Annotated in this window: 22 protein-coding genes; 7 read left to right on the top strand and 15 right to left on the bottom strand. The window is 65.8% G+C overall.

The window, feature by feature from the left end; genetic code table 11:
• Positions 1–56: 56 nt before the first annotated feature.
• The gene (locus Q322_RS0107655; RefSeq protein ID WP_084147869.1) at positions 57–812 is read right to left on the bottom strand and encodes a ferritin-like domain-containing protein; all 756 of its coding nucleotides are present in this window, start codon (positions 810–812) and stop codon (positions 57–59) included.
• A 70-nt stretch (positions 813–882) separates the two neighbouring features.
• Positions 883–1653: a ferritin-like domain-containing protein gene (locus tag Q322_RS21675; RefSeq protein ID WP_084147872.1), complete on the bottom strand. Its 771-nt coding sequence runs from the start codon at positions 1651–1653 to the stop codon at positions 883–885.
• Positions 1654–1875: 222 nt separating this feature from the next.
• On the opposite strand from Q322_RS21675, the gene Q322_RS0107645 reads away from it, so the two are divergent.
• Positions 1876–2850 (top strand): RluA family pseudouridine synthase, encoded by a 975-nt coding sequence (locus tag Q322_RS0107645; RefSeq protein ID WP_051668346.1) that lies wholly within the window; start codon positions 1876–1878, stop codon positions 2848–2850.
• 141 nt (positions 2851–2991) lie between these two features.
• On the opposite strand, the gene Q322_RS0107640 is transcribed toward Q322_RS0107645, so the two are convergent.
• From Q322_RS0107640 to Q322_RS0107630, 3 genes are all read right to left on the bottom strand, one after another.
• A complete protein-coding gene (locus Q322_RS0107640) occupies positions 2992–4308 on the bottom strand; it encodes a WD40 repeat domain-containing protein (protein WP_156952941.1) in 1317 nt (438 codons plus the stop codon).
• Between the two features lie 245 nt (positions 4309–4553).
• Entirely contained in the window at positions 4554–5072 is a 519-nt protein-coding gene (locus Q322_RS0107635) for a DUF305 domain-containing protein (protein WP_211248878.1), read from the bottom strand.
• A gap of 89 nt (positions 5073–5161) precedes the next feature.
• A complete protein-coding gene (locus tag Q322_RS0107630) occupies positions 5162–5599 on the bottom strand; it encodes a four-helix bundle copper-binding protein (protein WP_029477279.1) in 438 nt (145 codons plus the stop codon).
• Positions 5600–5831: 232 nt separating this feature from the next.
• On the opposite strand from Q322_RS0107630, the gene msrB reads away from it, so the two are divergent.
• A complete protein-coding gene (gene msrB, locus Q322_RS0107625; protein ID WP_029477278.1) occupies positions 5832–6296 on the top strand; it encodes a peptide-methionine (R)-S-oxide reductase MsrB in 465 nt (154 codons plus the stop codon).
• A 73-nt stretch (positions 6297–6369) separates the two neighbouring features.
• On the opposite strand, the gene Q322_RS21670 is transcribed toward msrB, so the two are convergent.
• The 7 genes from Q322_RS21670 to Q322_RS0107590 form a co-directional block, all read right to left on the bottom strand.
• Positions 6370–7551 (bottom strand): hypothetical protein, encoded by a 1182-nt coding sequence (locus Q322_RS21670; protein ID WP_051668345.1) that lies wholly within the window; start codon positions 7549–7551, stop codon positions 6370–6372.
• A 32-nt stretch (positions 7552–7583) separates the two neighbouring features.
• Positions 7584–8354: a CAP domain-containing protein gene (locus Q322_RS22355; RefSeq protein WP_162176599.1), complete on the bottom strand. Its 771-nt coding sequence runs from the start codon at positions 8352–8354 to the stop codon at positions 7584–7586.
• A gap of 40 nt (positions 8355–8394) precedes the next feature.
• Positions 8395–9060, bottom strand: coding sequence for a hypothetical protein (locus tag Q322_RS0107610; protein WP_051668344.1), 666 nt, complete (start codon positions 9058–9060; stop codon positions 8395–8397).
• Between the two features lie 12 nt (positions 9061–9072).
• Entirely contained in the window at positions 9073–9276 is a 204-nt protein-coding gene (locus Q322_RS0107605; protein ID WP_029477273.1) for a tautomerase family protein, read from the bottom strand.
• A gap of 82 nt (positions 9277–9358) precedes the next feature.
• Positions 9359–10822 (bottom strand): sigma 54-interacting transcriptional regulator, encoded by a 1464-nt coding sequence (locus Q322_RS0107600; RefSeq protein ID WP_029477272.1) that lies wholly within the window; start codon positions 10820–10822, stop codon positions 9359–9361.
• 79 nt (positions 10823–10901) lie between these two features.
• Positions 10902–11396, bottom strand: coding sequence for a hypothetical protein (locus Q322_RS0107595; RefSeq protein ID WP_029477271.1), 495 nt, complete (start codon positions 11394–11396; stop codon positions 10902–10904).
• Between the two features lie 27 nt (positions 11397–11423).
• Entirely contained in the window at positions 11424–12305 is an 882-nt protein-coding gene (locus Q322_RS0107590) for an ornithine cyclodeaminase family protein (protein ID WP_211248877.1), read from the bottom strand.
• Positions 12306–12384: 79 nt separating this feature from the next.
• On the opposite strand from Q322_RS0107590, the gene Q322_RS0107585 reads away from it, so the two are divergent.
• Complete coding sequence (locus Q322_RS0107585) at positions 12385–12597, top strand: hypothetical protein (RefSeq protein ID WP_029477268.1); 213 nt, start codon at positions 12385–12387, stop codon at positions 12595–12597.
• Positions 12598–12600: 3 nt separating this feature from the next.
• On the opposite strand, the gene Q322_RS0107580 is transcribed toward Q322_RS0107585, so the two are convergent.
• A complete protein-coding gene (locus tag Q322_RS0107580; RefSeq protein ID WP_034417974.1) occupies positions 12601–13269 on the bottom strand; it encodes a VOC family protein in 669 nt (222 codons plus the stop codon).
• Positions 13270–13421: 152 nt separating this feature from the next.
• Here Q322_RS0107580 and soxR point away from each other — a divergent pair, with 152 nt between their 5' ends.
• The 3 genes from soxR (at position 13422) to Q322_RS0107565 (ending at position 16049) form a co-directional block, all read left to right on the top strand.
• Positions 13422–13874, top strand: coding sequence for a redox-sensitive transcriptional activator SoxR (gene soxR / locus Q322_RS0107575; protein ID WP_029477265.1), 453 nt, complete (start codon positions 13422–13424; stop codon positions 13872–13874).
• 98 nt (positions 13875–13972) lie between these two features.
• On the top strand, positions 13973–15502 hold the full coding sequence (gene guaB / locus Q322_RS0107570) for an IMP dehydrogenase (protein WP_029477264.1): 1530 nt from the start codon (positions 13973–13975) through the stop codon (positions 15500–15502).
• The gene (locus tag Q322_RS0107565; RefSeq protein ID WP_029477262.1) at positions 15489–16049 is read left to right on the top strand and encodes an HIT family protein; all 561 of its coding nucleotides are present in this window, start codon (positions 15489–15491) and stop codon (positions 16047–16049) included. The genes guaB and Q322_RS0107565 overlap by 14 nt, the downstream gene beginning before the upstream one ends.
• A 55-nt stretch (positions 16050–16104) precedes the next feature.
• Here Q322_RS0107565 and Q322_RS0107560 read toward each other — a convergent pair whose 3' ends face one another.
• The gene (locus Q322_RS0107560) at positions 16105–16530 is read right to left on the bottom strand and encodes a hypothetical protein (protein WP_029477260.1); all 426 of its coding nucleotides are present in this window, start codon (positions 16528–16530) and stop codon (positions 16105–16107) included.
• Between the two features lie 121 nt (positions 16531–16651).
• Between Q322_RS0107560 and Q322_RS0107555 the strand changes: the two genes are divergently transcribed.
• Positions 16652–18106 (top strand): DR2241 family protein, encoded by a 1455-nt coding sequence (locus Q322_RS0107555; protein WP_281173633.1) that lies wholly within the window; start codon positions 16652–16654, stop codon positions 18104–18106.
• Positions 18107–18108: 2 nt separating this feature from the next.
• Here Q322_RS0107555 and Q322_RS0107550 read toward each other — a convergent pair whose 3' ends face one another.
• Positions 18109–18924 carry a HEAT repeat domain-containing protein gene (locus Q322_RS0107550; RefSeq protein ID WP_029477257.1) on the bottom strand — a complete coding sequence of 272 codons (816 nt, stop codon included), beginning with the start codon at positions 18922–18924 and terminating at the stop codon, positions 18109–18111.
• Between the last annotated feature and the right edge of the window lie 317 nt (positions 18925–19241).

Below are 19241 nucleotides of genomic sequence, written 5' to 3'. Positions count from 1 at the left end.
GTCCCCTGAGGACGGATCTTGTGAAAGCGTTGCTGTGGTGAAAGTGTTGCTCTAGATCACCCGACGATCAGCGGCCCGACGATTTTCAGAACCTCGTCCATCGTCAGCGGCTCCCACAGCGCCGTGGGCATCGGCGAGAAGTCGGGATCGAAGTCCGCCGTGCTGGTGCTTTTGGGCGCAGCGTCGCTCTGAGGCGCACGGGCGGTCATGCGGGTGGGCTTCAGGTTGTACCCCAGGAAGACGCGCAGCTGCTGGAGGCCGCTCACGTGGTTGGCTTCCACGGCCAGAATGCTGGCGGCGGCAGTCAACACGTCCCCGTTCATGACGTTGGGAGCCTGACCCAGGTAGGCGCGGGTGCCTACTGGCTCAAAGGTCACAGCCAGTTGCAAAAACACCTTATCGTTAAGGCCGCTCCCATCGCCAATCAACGGGCTAAAGTCCAGGTTGGGCTTGGCCACGGGCGTACCGCCCAGCGAATTGATGGTAGCGATCAGGGCATTGACATGCGCCTGCTCCTGCGCGGCCAGTTCCTTGGCGTATTCCTTGACGCGGGGAATGATCAGCTTGTCTGCGTAAGGTCCCTTTCCTCTAACATCATCCTTGTTGTTGGCTGCTTCATCAAAAGCGGCGTAGAACACGGCCTCGATGTATTCCAGGGTCAGCGCGTAGTTCAGGATCACGATGTCCTGCGCGGCGCTCTTGGTGTTGGGGCTGGCAGCGGCCAGGGCGGACAGGTTCAGGCCACCGAGCATCATTGCGCCCGTGCCTGCTCCGGCGTATTTCAGGAAAGAACGGCGATCAGGGGTAGTCATGTGGAATTCTCCTCTCGTGTCACGGCTGGGGTACAGCTCGGCTTCAGGAACTCTTGGCGCGTCTTGGGGCTTACTTGACGATCAACGGTCCGACGATGGCCAGGGTCTGCGCCATCGTCAATCCCTTCCACAGGAACGTTGGCGTTGGGGAAAAGTTGGGGTCAAAAGAAGACGCGTTGGTGTTGTTGATGTCGGTCTGGGGCGCGATATCCGTTTGACGGGTGGGCTTGGTATTCAGACCCATGTCCGTGCGCAGTTCCTGAATGGCCGACACGTGGTTGGCCTCGACAGCCAGAATGGAGGAGGCGGCGGCCAGCAGATCGGGATTGCTCAGTCGGGCGGCCTGGCCCAGGTAGGCGCGGGTGCCGACTGGCTCGAAGGTCACGGCCAGTTGCAGGAAGAACGCGTCGTTGAGCTTGCTGGGATCAGGGATCAAAGAGCTGTAATCGAACTTGGGCAGAGGAACGGGTTTGCCGCCCAGGCTGATGATGGTCTTTGTCAGTACGGCGACGTGGGCCGCTTCCTGCTCGGCCAGTTCCCGGGCAAATTCCTTGACGCGGGCATCCTTGAGCGTGCCCTTCAGGTCACCGGAATCGAAACGGCGGTAAAAGTCCGCTTCCAGGTACTCCAGGGTCAGCGCGTAGTTCAGGATGTCGATGTCCTGTTTCTCAGCCGCCGTCATGGCCTTGGGGGTGGGCGTGGGGCTGCATGCCACCAGGGCCGCGCCCGCGCCGAACAGGGCGGCGTAGCCCACGAACTGGCGGCGGGACGTGCCCTGCCCGCCTGTGATTTCTGACCCCTGGGTCGCGGTCTGTGCGTTGGTTTCTACGTTCTCCGGCATGAAAATCCTCCCTTGAGCGGCGTCGGTCGCCTCTTCGTCTGCCCGGACCTTGGCAATCCCGGCAGGGTCCAACTCGCGCGGGTGACCGCTGGGGCCGCCCACAAAAACATCGCTCAATGGGATATATGCAGCCGGACAGGGATCGGATCATGTGTGCGAGGAGGCTAAAGGCCGCATGAAGACCGGCATGGGAACGGGGGGCAAGCCCCTAGACTGTCGGGCGTGAATGCCGAAGCGTCCTGTGCCCCCCTGCACCTGGAAGCCACGCCGGGCCGTCTGGACGCGGTGCTGGCCGCGCTGACGGGCCGCAGCCGCTCGCAGGTGTCGTCCTGGATCGCGGGCGGTTTCGTGCAGGTGGGCCAAGAGGTGAGCTTCAAGGCCAGCCTCAGGCTGCGGGGCGGCGAGGCCCTGAGCGTGCAGGTGCCGCCCCCGCCAGACGCAGCCGTGGAAGCAGAAGCGGTGCCGCTGGACGTGCTGTTCGAGGACGATCACCTGATCGCCGTGAACAAGCCGCCCGGCATGATCACCCACCCCGCGCCGGGGGTCAGGAGCGGCACGCTGGTCAATGCCCTGCTGGGGCGTATGGGGAGCCTGCCCGAACAATCGGACTTCGACGGCGAGGGCGGCTACCGTCCCGGCATCGTCCACCGACTGGACAAGGACACCAGCGGCGTGATCGTGGTGGCCAAGACCGTGGAGGCCCACGCCCGGCTGGCCGCCGCCTTCAAGGACCGCGACACCCGCAAGACCTATCTGGCGATTGCCGCCGGGAGCTGGAAGGCCGGGGGGGCGGTGAAGGTGGACGCTCCCGTGGGCCGCCATCCGGTGCAGCGCCAGCGCATGACCGTGGGCGGCGCAAACGCGCGCGAGGCCCAGACCCTCTTCACGCCGCTGGCCGCGCACCCGGACGGGCATGGGCGCACGCTGGCCCTGGTCCGTGCCCAGCCGCGCACGGGCCGCACCCACCAGATTCGCGTGCATCTGGCGCACCTGGGCAGCCCGGTCCTGGGCGACACGGTATATGGCCGCGCCAGCGAGGCCATGACCCGTCAAGCTCTACACGCGCAATTTCTGGAGTTGCCCCATCCGGTCACAGGCCAGACGTTGCACCTGCATGCGCCCGTGCCAGATGACGTGCTCAGTGCGTGGGTGGCGCTGGGCGGTGCGCTGCCGGACCATCTGGAAGTACCGGGTTAGAGTATCTGTCCAAATGACAGCGTCAGAGAAAAGACTTCTGTTGCTTCCATTCTTCTTACATCGTCTAGGTCATCACAACTGTCCAGACACAACCCTGGCCAGGACACTCAGCCTGCCTGTCGTTGGGGTGGGGCGGCCCCGTCACGGCGCGCGGCAGAGCGGGATGCTGACCGGCGTGGTGCGGGCCGAGTCGAACACGATCATATCGGCTCTGCGGTGGTTGATGGTGGCGGCGGGCCGAAGTGCCGGACTGCCCACCGCCCAGATCTGGGTCACGACCTGCGGCGGCCTGCCCTCTGCCGTCTGAATGACCAGCGCCGTGACCTCGCTGTCGCCTGGGCCACTGGCGAGTCCGGCCCCGGTGGTTACCCCCAGGCTCACGGTGGCCCCGGCTTTGCCGTCCCTAGTGCTGAACGCGCTCAGCACGCCCCTCGTGCTGGCCGTGACGATCCACTGGCCGTCGGGCGTCACCGCCCTGGCATTCAGCTTGAAGTTCCTCAGAGAAAAGCGGGGGGTGGCCCTGGCCGCGTCGTAGACCCGGATGGTGCTGGTGGGCGACCACTCCAGAAACAGCGAACTGCCCGCGCCCCGCAGGTCTGAGCTGATCAGCGATACGACCTGCCACGAGTTCAGCGTCTGGCCGCTGGCGATGTCCAGCCAGGTGTAGGTGGTGTTGGCGTCCAGGACCAGCAGCGTCTTGCCGTCGCCAGAGAAGGTCAGAGAGACGGGACCGGATGGCAGTCCCAGGGTTTGGAGCAGCGCCCCGGTGGCCGCGTCGAAGACCTTGACGGCTGGCCGGGCGTCCCAGCCAGCCACTGCGATCCGGCTGCCGTCCGGCGAGACATCGGCTTGCAGCGCACTTCCCGAGAACGCCCGAACCGAACGCAGGAGCGGGTCTGGTAGGGCGGTACACCAGTTCAGCCGCCCCGCGTAGTCGGCGGCGATCAGATAAGGCGTCTGGCCCAGGTAGGTTTCGTGCGGTGTGACGCGCTCGACCAGTCCGCTCAGGTCACGGGTGGCCTGACAGACGCTGAGATACAACGCCCCCTGGTACTCGTTGAACCCGGCGAAAGTCGGTCCTGCGCTGAAATACAGCCGGCTGGGATTCTGGTACAGCGGCTGTATGCCGGACTGCTTCAGCAGGGTCTGAACGAACGCCCGCCCGTCGTTGGGCGTGCCGGGCAGGGCCACGACTTCCCGCTCCCCCGAACACCGGAATCCAAAATCCGACGGCGCGTCGGTGAAGACCCGCTTGAGAAATTCGGCATTGATCACGGAGAGCGAGGTCAGGCGGATGCCGTCGCGTGGCAGGGGGCGGTTGAGCAGCCTGGAGGTGGTGGCCGCCTCGTAAGACCCTTCGGGCAGCTTCAGTGATCGCCCAAAGTCCAGAGCGGACAGGCGCTGCGCCCCCGCAGACGAGAGGCAGATGAACGCCAGCAGACAGGACACACGGAGCATGTTGCCCAGCATAAATCCACAACACGGGGGCGCACCTTTACTCTTTTCAGTCCTTTCGCCACTCTGATGTAACGCTTTAAAACATTGAGAGAGAGCGGTCAGGCCCGGTGAATCCTGGATAGATCCAGCAGTGCGCCCAGTCCCAGGCGGAGCGAGACCTGCGGACCTCTCTTGGGAGGACACACCTTTTCGGCTGGACCTTATGGCCTGCTGGCTTGCTCAGGGCCGGTCCGTCATCGGCCCGCTTACCGCTTGCTTTCCAGGTCCGTGATCAGCGCCTTCATCTCGGCGATCTCGCGGCGCTGGGTCTCAATGATGCCGTCGGCCAGATCGCGCACGCGGGGGTCCTTGATCTGGGCGCGTTCGCTGGTCAGGATGGCAATCGAGTGGTGCGGAATCATGGCCTTCATCCACGCCACGTCGCCCACCGTCGTCTGTGCGCGCACCAGGTACAGCGCCCCGGCAAAGACCACCGCGCTGCCGATCAAAATGCCCAGATTGGTACGGCTGTTCTTGTACATGTTCAGCATGAAACCCAGCATGATCACGGCCATCACTGCGCCCATGTAGAGCGCCATCCACATGCGCGTCTGGCTGTAATACACATGGTCCAACTGGTAGGTATTGAGGTACATCAGGCCGTACATGATCACGATAGAGGTGGCGATCATGGCGGCGAATCGGCCATAACTGCCGCCCATCTTGCCCATCGGTTTCTCGCCTGAGCCTGGTGCTGGGGACGGGCGATTCATGGAATCGTTCACAGGCTTCTCCTTTACATGTAAACACCGTCTACCAGCGCGGTGGCTGTGGCAGACGGCGGGAAACGCTCAGATCAGGTCACCAGGGAAATTCAGGCGCTCAGGCTGTCCAGCATCCTCTGGCACGCCTGCTCACAGCGGCGGCAGGACTCCATGCACACCTCGCAGTGCTTCATGCCCATCTTCTCGGCATGCTGCTGGCACTCGTCGCCGCACGCCTTGCAGGCGGCCAGACACGCCTGAAGCTGCGCGCGAACCACGGCCATTTCCGGCTGGGTCTGGCGCACCAGCACGCGCCCGGTGGTGGTGCAGACGTCGGCGCAGTCGGAGTTGAGGCGAATGCAGTGGGTCAGGTGCCCGGCGTGTTCGGTCTCGCCCAGGCAGGCGTCGGCGCAGGAGGTGCAGACCTGCGCACACTCGAAGCAGGCGTCGATGCACTCGGTCAGGGCACCCATCTCGAAGGGCGACTGGCCGATCTGGGGGTGGGTCTGCAACATGCGGGTGATGGCGGAGCTGGCGTTCTGGGTCATGGGGAAACCTCCGGGAAAAGAGAGAAGCGAATGTTCACCCGGCATGGTAGGGGCCGCCGTGTTCAGCTTGTGTAAGGCGCTGGCGTGTTTGAACGCCGTCTCAATGTCAGCTCAAGGCCATCTCAACAGGTCCGGGCCAGAAAGTCCCTAGCGAGAAGTCCCAAGAACCTCTCAAGCCCCCAGCGTTCGGGCTGCCACGGTTGCGGGCGGCCACGGCTTCTAGACTCTGGGCATGACCGATACGACACAGGCCCCCCCGTACAGCAAGCCCAGCGACGCCGAACTGCGCGAGCGCCTAACGCCTGAGCAGTACCGCGTGACCCAGCACGAGGGCACCGAGCGGGCCTTTTCGGGCGAGTACTGGGACACCGATGGCGACGGCATTTACGTGGACGTGGTGTCCGGCGAGCCACTGTTCTCCAGCGCCGACAAATACGACGCGGGCTGCGGCTGGCCCAGCTTCACCCGCCCGGTCCAGCACGCCAACCTGACCGAGAACACCGACCACAAGATCGGCTACGCCCGTACCGAGGTCCGTTCCGGCAGCGCGGATTCCCACCTGGGCCACGTCTTCCCCGACGGTCCGCAGGACCGGGGCGGCCTGCGCTACTGCATCAACTCGGCGTCGCTGCGCTTCGTTCCGGCGGAAAAGCTGGAGGCCGAGGGTTACGGCGAATACCGCCAGATGTTCAGCTAGGGAGTCCTTACCCCATCCCCTCTCCGGTGGAGGGGAATTTTTTTTGCCCTGAGTGTTGCAGGGGTCTGCGCGCTTACCTGACCGTCCAGCCAGACAGCCTGCCGCTGCTGTCTCCCACCCATACCTGACCACCGGCAAGCAGCAGGTTGCTGGTGTACGCGCCGCCCAGCGCCAGCTTCCCCGTTACCTGGCAGGTGGCCCGGCAATCCAGCGCCAGCAGACTGCGGTGGTCCTGGGCCGGGACGACAAGCTGTCCCGGCGCGGTGACGACTGCCGCGTTCAGGTTGCGGCTGCCGATGCTGTGGCTGGAAAGGCCGTCAACCGGCGCGGAGGCTTCCAGGGCCTCGCCCGACCGGGTGTACTGCACCAGACGGCCCCCGATGTGTGGCGTCTGCACCGCCCACAGTTGACCGAAGCCGACGGCGGGAGCCAGCCAGCGGTGCGTCTGGCCGAAGTCCGGCCCAGCAGCCTGGACCCGCAATCTGCTGCCCGCGCCCGCCACCAGCGCCAGCGCCGCTCCTCTGCCGGGACTGGAACGGACGACGGCCAGCGAATCTTTGTCATCCGTCAGCCGCACGGGCCGCGCCTGCAAATCCTCGAAGACGAAGGGAGCGGGCAGGCTCAGGCGGGCCAGCACCGTCAGGCCATGGCGCTCGAAGACCGTGATCTCTGTGGCCTCTACCGCGTCGCCCAGGATGCCGTGATCGTAACGCGCGCTGTCGGGCCGGGTCAGGGCCACCACCTCATCACCCGTGCCGTCCAGATCGGCCAGGGTCAGTTGGGCGTCTGACAGGGCGTGGGCGGGAGTCCGGGCGGCCTCGCGCCAGCCTGCGCCGCTGGGATCAAAGCGCACCAGATCGCCAGAACGCGCCACGGCCACGATGCCGAAAGGCAGACAGACCGGGTGGGCGCGCGGGGAGAGATCCGTATTGGGCGCAGTCTGAATGGCCTGGCCGTCCCAGACCTGCAATCTGCCCGCGTCGTTGACGCCCACCACCCGGCCCGAACAGGCGGTGATAAAGGCACTGGAAAAGTTCTTCGCCAGCGTGCGGGCCTGTCCGTTCTGAACGCCCAGCAACTCGGATGTTCCGGTCAGGGCGTACACCTGTTGCCCCTCCGCCGCCAGCCAGACTGCCGGGGCAGGCAGGGTCAGGGTCTGGACTGCCGTCGGCGCAGCCTGAGCACACGCGGCTTGCAGCGCCAGCGCCAGGAGGCTCAGGGTCAGCCGGACAGGGGAAAGGAGAGCAGGAGCCATACCCGGGGGTACGCGTCCTGGCTTGTGGAGGTTCAGCGCGTGCCGAAATCCTGCACCCAGTAGCGCCTGCCGCCCGCACCCTGCGCCAGCCCGATGCCCAGCTCGGTGTAGCTGGCGTTCATCAGATTGCGGCAGTGGCCCTCGCTGCGGACCCAGCCGGACACGACTTCCTGCGCACTCGTCTGCCCGGCAGCGATGTTCTCGGCAATCGCGCGCCACGGATAGCCGCTGGCGCTGATGCGGCCTGTGAGGGTGCCGCCATCCGGGCTGACGTGATTGAAATAATCGCGGGCGGCCATGTCGGCGGCGTGGTTTTGCGCGGCCTGGCCCAGCCGCGCCTCGGCACCCAGCGGGGGCGCGGCTGGGAAGGACTGGCCGCCGCAGCTCTGGCCGCTGGCCCGCGCGTCGTTGGTCAGTTTCAGCACCTCCCCGGTCAGCGCGTCCAGCCGCTGCGGGGTGGCGGGCGGCGGGACCATGACCTGCATGCGGAACTCGGCCAGGGCGCGGCCCGAGCCGGTCTGGATGGCCCGCACTGCCGCCTGTCCCGCCGCGCCCGCCCGCGCCAGTCCGCCTGCCGAGACGGTCACGACGCGCAGATCGCTGCTGACCCAGGTCAGGTCATCCGGCGGCACCCCTCTCCCGTTGAGCGTCACCGTGAGTTGCATGCTCTGGCCCATGCCCAGGCGCACCGGCAACACCTGCGTCTGAACCGGTCCCAGGGTCACGGTGGGGCGGGCCGTTCGGGGCGCGCAGGCCACGAGGGTCAGGAGGCTCAGGGGCAGGATCAGGAGACGGGGGCGCATTCCCTTCATTAAAGCGAGGAGACGCGGCCCGGACTGAGATTCAGTCGGCAGTCTCGGCACTGGGCAGGCTGAAGCGCACCCGGCCCACCTCTGAAAGGTCCAGCTCGCCGGGCAGGGCAGAGACGCGCAGGCCACCTGCCAGCGCCCACGCCGCATTCAGCAGCGGCAACTGCGCGGCGCTGTCGGTCACGCCCCACAGATGCGCCGCGCCCCCGCTCTTTGTGGCCCGCCACAGCAGCGCTCCCACCGCCTCACCCGCGCCGCCGTACGCCAGCAGCAGAACATATTCACGCTGCCCCTCCAGCCGCGCGGCCAGATGCCGGGCCAGCGACGTCGCCCACTCCGGCGTTCCATGTGCGGCGGTCAGGACCCCGGCCCACTTCTGGAGATGCAGGCGGCTGATCTGCTCCACCACGGCACCGGAGTCCTGCGGTTCAGCAGGCGTGAAGGTGCCCACTTGCAGCGCCGCCATTTCTCTTGCTCCGGGAACAGGCGACGGCGAGGCGAGCAATGGCGGCAAGTCCTGCGCCCGGTGCCACGCCAGCGCAGAGCACAGGTCCGGCACGTCATCCGGCAGATACGTCGCGTTCAGGCCCAGCACATTCACGCCCGGCGTCAACAACGTCAGAGCGCCGCCCTCCTCCCGTTGAAAGGTAGAAAGCGGCGAAAAATAGTTGGTCAGTTCGGTCAGGACGGGGGGCAGCACGGCTTTCGGATGCTATCGCTGCCGCTTGCGGTGTTCGGAGGTCAGCTCGCCCGCGTAGCCCCAGTTCTCCGGGTCGATCTCGTCGATCATGACATGCACGCTCTCGGGCCGCTTGCCCAGCACGCTTTGCATGGTGGCGGTGATCTCCCGGACAATCTGCGCTTTTTGCTCTGCCGTGATGTCCTTGCGGGTCAGCCGGACGTTGATGTAGGGCATACCCCGATTCTAGTCGAGACAGAAAAATGGAGTCGCCGGAAAAAACTCCCAGCGACTCCATGCTCTGACCGACCCGGTTAAATCAGTTCCAGCGTCCGCCGCGCTGCTGGCGGGTTTCGGGTTCGGGGGCGGCATACAGCTCCTCGGCCCTTGAGAGCTTCTTGCGCCCGTACAGCCCCTCCAGCACGAACTCGGCGGCGCTGACGCGCACGGCGTCGCTGTTGCTGTCCGCCACTTCCTTGGCGATGTCGCTCAGGCCGGGGACTTCCCTGGTGGCCTTCATGCCCGCGCCGGAATCGCCGGACTGCGGGAAGCGAAAGACGTTGCCGTCCTCGAACCACTTTTCCAGTTCCTGGGTGTCCATGCTGCCGCACAGGCGTCCGTACACGGCCCCCGCCGCCTTGCGGATAACTTCCTTGGCCACGTTGTCCGCACCCTTCAGCTCGCCCTCGTATTCCAGTTCCATCTTGCCGGTGATCGCAGGCAGGCCCGCGTACACGTCGCTGACGCGCACCACGGCGTCATCGCCGCCGATCAGGCTGCGGCGCTCGGCGTTGGCGGCGGCCACCTCCAGCAGGCTGATGGGCAAGCGCTGCGAGACGCCGCTCATCTTATCCACGCGGCCATCCTCACGGGCCTGGAAGGCGATTTCCTCGATCAGCTCGGCCATGAAGCCAGGAACGGTCACGGCGTCGGCCTTGACGGCTTCCTGCGCGGTGATGTCCATGCCCAGCCTGACATCGGTGGGGTAGTGGGTGCGGATTTCGCTGCCGATGCGGTCCTTGAGCGGCGTGACGATCTTGCCGCGCGCGGTGTAATCCTCGGGGTTGGCGCTGAAGACCAGCATCACGTCCAGTTCCAGGCGGATCGGGTAACCCTTGATCTGCACGTCGCCTTCCTGAAGGATGTTGAACATCGCCACCTGCACCTTGGGCGCGAGGTCCGCCAGCTCGTTGATAGCAAAAATCCCCCGGTTGGCACGCGGCAGCAGCCCGAAGTGCATGGAGCGGGTGTCGCCCAGCGAGGTGCCCAGACGCGCGGCCTTGATCGGGTCCACGTCGCCGATCAGGTCCGCCACGGTCACGTCAGGGGTTGCCAGCTTTTCCACGTAGCGGTCCGCGCGGGGCAGCCAGCGGATCGGCAGGTCCAGGCCGTGCGCCTCAAGCATGTGCTTGCCCTCCGCGCCCACGGGATTCAGGGGATCGTCGGGCATGTCCACGCCGTCGATCACGGGCACCACATCGTCCAGCAGCTCCGTGATGGCGCGCAGGATGCGGCTCTTGGCCTGGCCGCGCAGCCCCAGCAGAATGAAGTTCTGCCGCGCCAGCAGGGCGTTGACCAGTTGCGGAATCACGGTGTCGTCGTAGCCCACCACACCGGGAAACAGCTCCTCGCCCGCGCGCAGTTTGCGGGTCAGGTTCTCGCGCACCTCATCCTGCACCAGGCGAATTTTGCCGTCGAAGGGGGTCCGACCAGCGTAACCGGGCAGTTGGAGCAGTTCGCCCAGTGTTCTGGCTCTGGCGGCGGTTGTATTTGCAGCGGTCATATGCAAAAAAACGTAGCACGGGGTCTACACCGTGAATGTGCAGGTTGCTGAAGAATGAGGTGCCGGAAAAGGGCGCTGCTCAGCCCGAGCTTGAACCGGCCTTCGCAGCGTTGTGCTCGTCTTCCAGCGCCTTGAACGCGCACACGGCGGCCAGCGCGGCCAGACCGGGCGGAATCTGCCCGAACTCCAGGTCCACGTCCTTGCCGTCCAGGTTTCCGCCGATGCGCCCGCGCAGGGTCGGCCCCTCGCGGCGCAAGTTCACGGTCTTGCCGTCAATCCGGCCCGAGAAACGCCCCGTGATGCTGTCGGCGCTGATCTTCAATTCCACGTTGTCGCCGTTAATCCGCCCGCCCAGCCGGACCTCCACCCGCCCCGCGCCGATTTCACCGCGCGCGTCGAAGCCGCCGAAGACGCCGCCGATGCGTCCGTCCACCTCCTCACCCTTGAGGGTCAGGTCGATGTCTTTGCCGTTAAAGCGCCCGCCGACGCGCCCGCGCAGGCGCTCGCCGTCCCATTTCGCCCTGATGTCGTAGCCCGCCGTGAGGCCGCCCATGCGCCCAGTCAGATCGCTCATGGGGGACATGATGGCAGAGCGGGGCCTTCAGCTCACTCCGAGGAGCGCGTCGGCCAGCAGCACTTCCGTTCCCGCCAGCCCCACCGACAGGAAGACCGTGATGTCGTGGGCGTGGCGAACCGGCGGGTCGTTCAGGCACGCGCCGAGCGAGCGCACTGGCGCGTCTGCAAAGAGATGGCCGCCCGGATACGCCGCCAGTTGCGCCGGGCTGTCCGTGACCACCAGCGCCGCCATGCCTGCCAGGTCCGCCGGAAACTCGTGGCGATTGCGTTCCTTGGGGCCGAGGGTACAGACGTGCGTGCCAGGTCTGATCCAGCCGGTCTCGATGACGGGCGCGGCGCTGTTCGTCGCCAGCGTCAGCAGGTTGGAGTTCTCGCAGACTTCCCGTGCGGAGGCGGCGCTGACGGCGGGCAGGCCCGCACAGCGAAGCTCGGCGGCCAGAGCTTCACGCCGCGCGGGGTCACGGCTGTACACCGTCACCGCCTCCAACTCCCTGACCGAGGCCACCGCCAGCGCGTGCGCCCTGGCCTGCGTGCCACTGCCGATCAATCCCAGACGGGCCGCAGCCGGGTCTGCCAGCACTTGCGTCGCCAGCGCCCCCAGCGCCGAGGTCCGCAGCGGTCCCAGCGCTCCGCCGATCACGATGCCCCGCACGCGCCCGGAGGCGTCCCAGACCACCACGGCCTGATCGTCGTGCGGCGTATCGCGGGTGTGGTAGGCGCGGAAGCCGAAGACCTGCGGGGTGCCGCCCGCCGTGAAGGTCAGGTCTGCGGCGTGAAGCCTTGCGGGTGCGCTCAATTCACCCGATTCGGCGGCCAGGACGGCGGCGCGCATGAGTTCCACGGCAGCGGCGTTGGGAAAGCGGGCCACATCGGCGTCGGTCAGCAGGCGGGCATTGGAATCTCGCACGTTCATTCTCCTCTCCTGTTCTCAAGACCACTTGAACCTTTCCATATCCCGGCGGGGGCCGCATGGCCGACTCTGAAGCATGGATGACAACCAGAAAGGCACCGGTCTCAAGGACACCTCCCCATTAATCGGCATCCACGATGACCACGAGGAGGACACCCCGGCCACTGCCGACGCGGCGGAAAAGCGCAGCTTCGCCAGCGTGCTGCTGGGCACGGCCACCGACACCGAGGAGCCGGAGGAACGCCGCAGCCCCGACGCAGGCGAAACGGGCGAGAATTCGCAGGGGTAGGCGCTACGGGAACTGGAGCCGTTCACCGTTCCTCAGCCGGTTGACGCGGCCCTGATGTTCAAAGGTCATCCGGAAGGGCGCAGCAATGGCGGGCCGCCCAGTGGGAAACCATCCCCGCCCTTCCCGTACCACGATCAGCAGGCCGCCTTGATCACCCACAGGCGAGAATGTGCTGCCCTGTTCGTTGAATGGCGAGAGACCAAAGCGCCGCTCCAGATCAAGAACAGCAGCCGTTACATCCGGCACGATGACGCCCAGCTCGCTGACGTGCAAGATGCTGGCCGGGCTGAACGGGGCGGCACTGTCGCTGGGCAAATCACGGCGCACGATGAATTCCAGGATGTTCCCGGCGGCGTCCCCGAAATACAGGCTCTCGCTGTTCCAACCCTCGCTGAGCGGAAAGCGGCTCACGCCCTTGGCGTCCTCCAGCAACGGCACACGCGCCCGCAACCATACTTCGGCCTCGTCCACCCGGTTGCGCGGAATATCGAAGGCGAGGTGATAAAAACCCTCGAAATCCGCGTGCTGCTGGAACGTCAGAAGGGTCCGCCCAGCCCGGAGCGTTGCGCGGGCGGGAGTCCGCGCTATAGCCTCCAGACCCAGCGTGGCCGCGTAAAAAGCGTGCTGGGCGTTCAGATCGGCGGTCCAGAGGGTCACGGTTTCAATGTGCATGAGTTCTTCCTGGGGGCGAGCCCGCGGCGGTCATGCGGCGGGGCGGCGGGCAGACAGGCAAAGTGTCGGTTTCATCGCTGGTCCTCCATTGGTGCTTCCATAACTGTAAAACCTCAAGTATGGTTGAGGTCAAGCTCCCTGGAGGTGGCCGCATGTCCCCACCCGCTTTTCATTGGACGCCCGCCCAGCTCTCGGAGCGCAGCGGTCTGAAGATTTCCGCCCTGCACTTTTACGAACGCGAGGGGCTGATTTCCAGCACGCGCACCGGAGGCAACCAGCGGCGTTATTCGCGCGACACGGCGCGGCGACTGGCCTTTATTCAGGCGGCGCAACGGGTGGGCGTCCCGCTGGCCGGGATTCGCGTAGCGCTTGCTGCCCTGCCCGCCGGGCGCACCCCGACGGCGGCGGACTGGGAGCGCCTCTCAAGGAACTGGCGCGCAGAGCTGGACGAACGCATCGCCACACTGACCCGGCTGCGCGACGATCTGGGCGGGTGCATCGGTTGCGGCTGCCTGTCGCTGGAGCGCTGCGTCCTGTTCAATCCGGGGGACGAGTACGGCGCGCGGCATCCGGGAGGGAATCGGCTGACGGACCCAGGGGAATAGGGGGAGGTCAGCCGATTCCTTCCCGTCCTTAAGAAATCCACCGGCCTTGTAGACCCAAACACTGCATCCCGCGCGTCAAGTGCTTACACTTCTAAAGCATGAGTGCGCCCACTGCCGCCCCGGCTCCCCCAGATTTTGCCGCCGACGATCCTCAAGACGGCCAACAGGACCGTTTCGCCTACAAATTTGGCCAGCAGGGCATCACCTTCGACGACGTGCTGCTTCAGCCGCGCCATTCCACGGTCCTGCCGCACGAGGTAGACGTTTCAGCCCAGTTGACCCGCCGGGTGCGCCTGAACATTCCCTTTGTCAGCGCGGCGATGGACACCGTGACCGAGACCGGCATGGCGGTGGCGATGGCCCGCGAGGGCGGCATCGGCGTGATCCACAAGAACATGGGCGTGGACGCGCAGGCCGAGATGGTCCGCAAGGTCAAGCGGTCCGAGAGCGGCATGATCGTCGATCCCATCACGCTGCCGCCTGCCGCCACGGTGGGCGAGGCGGACCGCCTGATGGGCGAGTACAAGATCAGCGGCGTGCCGATCACTGATCCGGCGGGCCACCTGCTGGGCATCATCACCAACCGCGACATGCGCTTTATCGATGACCTGTCCACCCCCATTCAGGACGTCATGACCCGCGAAAACCTCGTGACCGTGCCAGTCGGCACCACGCTGGAGCAGGCGCAGGAAATTTTTAAACGCCACCGCATCGAGAAACTGCTGGTGGTGGACGAGGGCAACCTGCTGCGCGGCCTGATCACCATCAAGGACTTGACCAAGCGCGTCAAATACCCCAATGCCGCCAAGGACGATCTGGGCCGCTTGCGCGTCGCGGCGGCCATCGGCGTCAGTGCGGACCTGATGGACCGGGCCGGGGCGCTGGTGGCGGCAGGGGTGGATGTCCTGGTGCTGGACAGCGCCCACGGCCACAGCCAGGGCATCCTGAACGGGCTGTCAAAGGTCAAGGAGCAGTTTGACGTGGATGTGATCGCCGGGAATGTCGCCACGCGCGCCGGGACCAGGGACCTGATTCTGGCCGGGGCAGACGCGGTAAAGGTGGGCATCGGACCGGGTTCGATCTGCACCACCCGCATCGTCACCGGCGTCGGCGTTCCCCAGATCACCGCCATCTTCGAGGCCAGCGCCGCCGCGATGGAAGCCGGAATTCCCGTGATCGCCGACGGCGGCATCAAGCAGACGGGGGACGTCCCCAAAGCCATCGCGGCGGGCGCGGGCGTGGTCATGATGGGCAGCATGCTGGCCGGAACCGACGAGGCCCCCGGCGAGTCCATCCTGCGCGACGGGCGGCGCTATAAGAGCTACCGGGGCATGGGCAGCCTGGGCGCAATGGACCAGGGCAGCAGCGACCGCTATTTTCAAAGTGGCAGCCGCAAATTCGTCCCCGAGGGCATCGAGGGTATCATCGCCTACCGGGGCACGGCGGGCGAGGTGATTTATCAGTTCGTGGGCGGCCTCAAGAGCAGCATGGGTTACTGCGGCGCGCCGGACCTGCAAACCCTGCGCGACACCGCCCAGTTCGTGCGGATCACCGGAGCCAGCCTGATCGAGAGCCACCCGCACGGCGTCACCATTACCAAGGAATCACCGAATTATGGAGGCAGGTAAGGCGGTGTTCAGGGCGCTGGCCGCCGCGCCTCATGCCTGTCTGAACCGCGAATGCATCACCTGCACGCCGCCGCAGGATGATCCCGACACCATCTTCTTCACGGACGGCTGGAAGGTGATCTTGCACCCCTCGCAATGCGGGCTGGGCAACGTGCTGCTGGCGACGCGCCGCCACGTCCCGCGCATGGCGGACCTGACCCCCGCCGAGTGGCAGGAGTTTCAGACGGTCATCGCAGCTCTGGAACTTGCGCTGGAGCGGGCCTTTGGGGCAGCGCTGATCAACATGGCCTATCAGCGCAACTGGGCCTACCGGGAGGCCGAGCCGGACCCGCCATCCAGGAACGGTCAGCCCAACCCGCACGTCCACTGGCACATCACGCCGCGTTACGCGCAGGCGGTTCACTTCGGCGACATGGTCTTTGAAGATCCAACCTTCGGGGAGCCGTTCGAGTGGCGCAAAGTGACGGTTCCCGCAGAGGTGCGTCGCGCCATTGTCGAGCGCTTACAGATGGAAACCGGAGTGATTATGGCCGAGGACGCCCGCTAGAGCCAGCAAAAAACCCCACACGACGGTGGGGTTCTTAGAGATTCAGAGTTGAGATCTAGCGCCGCAGCATCTTGCTGCCGATAATTCCGGCCAGGCCCACCAGACCAGCCTTGACCATCGGATTGCTGAGCATTCCACCCGCGCCGAACGCGGCTTCCAGCGGGCTTTTGCCGTCCTGCGCCGGAGCCTGAGCGGTGCGGGCGTAGGCGTCGGCCAGGTCGCCCGGATCGTCGTGGTTGACACGCTGCACCGGGTTGGCGGGGCTTTTCACGATGGCGTCGCCCATCTGCTGGCGGTCCTGCGGGGACATCCCGCCCATGTAGTCCTTCAGAATCTGCTGGCGCTCCTCGGGTGAGGCGCTTTGCATATAGTCCTGAATGTACGCGGCGGCCTCCTGTGGGCTGACGACGCCATCCCCATTGGTGTCGCGGGGATCAAGTTTGGACATCTGCTCGTGACGGTCTTTCTGATTAAAAAACATGGTGGACCTCCTGGGTTGGGGCTGAATTTGTGTCGCTCCTTACGCTAGATGTTGAGGAGTTGTCCGGTATGAGCGCTGACTTCAGGTTCACTTATCTCTGGCAGGGTCCGCCCAGCAAGAAGTGGGACATTTCCGCGCCCGGCATGGCGTTACAGTGCCTGCTATGCGCTCTCTGGTCCTGATTGGTCACGGCTCCCACCTGAACGGCGAATCGGCTGCGGCGGTCTACCGCTACGCCGAGATGATTCGCGCACGCGGCCTCTACGATGAAGTGGTGGAGGGCTACTGGAAAGAGGAACCCTCGTTGCGGCAGGTGCTGAAAACCACCGCCAGCACGGATGTCACCGTGATTCCCATGTTCATCTCGGAGGGGTATTTCACCGAAACCGTGATCCCGCGTGAGATGGGCCTGGGCCACCAGGGACCGGTGCCGCCCGAAGGCGTGGCCCGCGTGCTGGGCGGACGCACCGTGCGTTACACCCTGCCTTACGGCGTGCATCCCAGCATGTCCGACGTGATCCTGGCCCGCGCCCATGAAGCCCTGCCTGATTCCAACCCCGACGACACCGCTTTGATCGTGCTGGGCCACGGCACCACCCGCAACGAGAACAGCAACAAGATCGTGTACCAGAATGCCGAGGTGCTGCGCCAGTCCGGTCAGTTCGCGTCCGTTCACGCCCTGTTTCTGGATGAAGACCCCAAAGTGGGAACGTGGCCCGAGATGGTCAAGGCCCCGCGCGTTGTGGTGGTGCCGTTCTTCGCCTCCGAGGGCTGGCACACGCTGGAAACCATTCCCGAGGACATGGGACTGGAGGGGGCCGTCACGACATTTGCCGACAATCCGCACGGCACGCAGACGGTGCATTACGCCAAACCCGTGGGAACGCACAGCGCGGTGGCCGATGTAATCCTGCATCTGGCCGAGGAAGCGGCGGGGGCGTCAAAGAGCGACGGCGACACCGAACGCGCCCACGACGCGGCCTGGAGCGCCTTCATGGACCGCGCCCGCCAGGGCCTGCGCTTCGGCGAGGTGCTGGTTCAGCCCGAGAGCGGCATGTTCGAACTGCGGCACGCGCTGGACGAGGGACGGCCCGGCCACGAGCTGCACACCCTGGTCACGCCCGAGGGCGTGCGCGATCAGACCCGCCGCGACGAGGGCGGCCACCACCGCCCGGTGCATACCCTGCGCAACATGCCGCGCGGCTGGCGGGCGGTCCTCAGTGAGGCTGATCTGGTGCGCGCCGTGCAGTACCTGTATCCCGCCGTGATCGAGGAAACCTACGCCCACACCTGCCATACCCTGCGCCCCACCCCCTGGGTCACCACCGCCCGCCGCCAGACCGGCATCTACGCCCGCGTGCAAAAGGCCACCCCCGCGCAGGTGGAGGAAGTGGCAGCGGACGTGTGCGGCGGCTGCCTGCGGACCCGCCTGTGGGCCGGAGACAAGCTGCCCCAGACCTTTTTTGGCGGCGTGCCCGGCGCAATTCCCTGCGCCGAGGCCTGCACCTTCCTGGTGGCCGAGGTCCGCGAGGAAGTGGCGGGCAAGCGCGGCGGCGGGGCGGGACACAGCCACTGATTTCAAGTTCGCCGCCCCAGAATCTGTCGAGCTGAACGGGAGATCACCGTGTCGTCACTGTCTGACAGCCCGCTTAAGAGGTCCAACACCTGTTCCATCTGCGCGTAAGTCTCCAGCATGAGCACGGCAGCGCGGCGGACCCGGATACTCGGATCGTTGAGCACCAAGTCAAGCAGTGTCGGCAAGAAATCCGGCCCGGCATTTAGCGGGCTGAGTTTGCAGGCGTCACACGACAGCGAATGCAGTGCGGAGCGGCGCACACGCGGCACTGGGTCCTGTAGCCGCCGACGCAGGGGTTCAGCACAGCGGGCATTCGCGAAGTGATCCAGCGCTCCCGCACAATCGAATCTGACCCTGGCGCGGGTGTCTGCCAGCCCCACCAACAAGCTGTCTACCACCGCAGGAAGCTGCTCGGACTGTGACAGTTCGTCCCGCACGGCCAAGATGTCTCGCAGGGGCATTCGAGCAAATTCGCGGCCCAACGCCTGTGAATCGGCGGACATGACCAGAATTCTGACGGCCAGTTCCCGTATGAAGCGTTGCCGGACAGACGGATCTTTGCGCCGGAGCGTGCGCTGGGGCAACGCTTCCACATACGCTTTCAGCCGGGGCCAACTGGAGAAACTGTACTCGCGTGCCAGCACGAACTGGGCGTCGGCCAGCTTGAGGGGATGCACCGTGACGCGGCCCGGCATCTGCGCGGCGAAGCGCTGCACAGCGTCTGCCTCTGAGGCATGAACGGCTTTCAGAAGGGCCTTCGCCTGCCCTTTCAAGTGTTCGGGGCTGGGCGCGGCGGGCAACGAAAATGCTGCTGACATGACAACCTCCCATCAGGGCGGCCTGGGTCCGTCAACTGGGGCCAGTGGGGGTGTCGCGGGCTTGAGCTGTGGGGCAGCGGGCTAGGCCCTTTCCACGGACTGGACGCGGCTGCCCCGCGCTTGGATCACATTACCACCGGTTTGGGGGGCAGCGGCAAGCGCCATCCTGCCAGGGCAGATGCGCCAGATGGCGGAGGCGGCCACGTGTCCAGTCCACTCAGATGACGAACCCCAGCGGAGTGTTACCCTGATCTCCGGCCTCCAGTCTCTGGCGGCACCCCTCACCTCTAAGCGCGTCCCGTGAGACGCCCCGGCCC

Origin of the sequence: Deinococcus frigens DSM 12807, assembly GCF_000701425.1 — a bacterium.
Classification (GTDB): Bacteria; Deinococcota; Deinococci; order Deinococcales; family Deinococcaceae; genus Deinococcus; species Deinococcus frigens.
The sequence above is the reverse complement of the archived record's forward strand: the minus strand, read 5'-3'. Positions and strand labels throughout refer to the sequence as shown.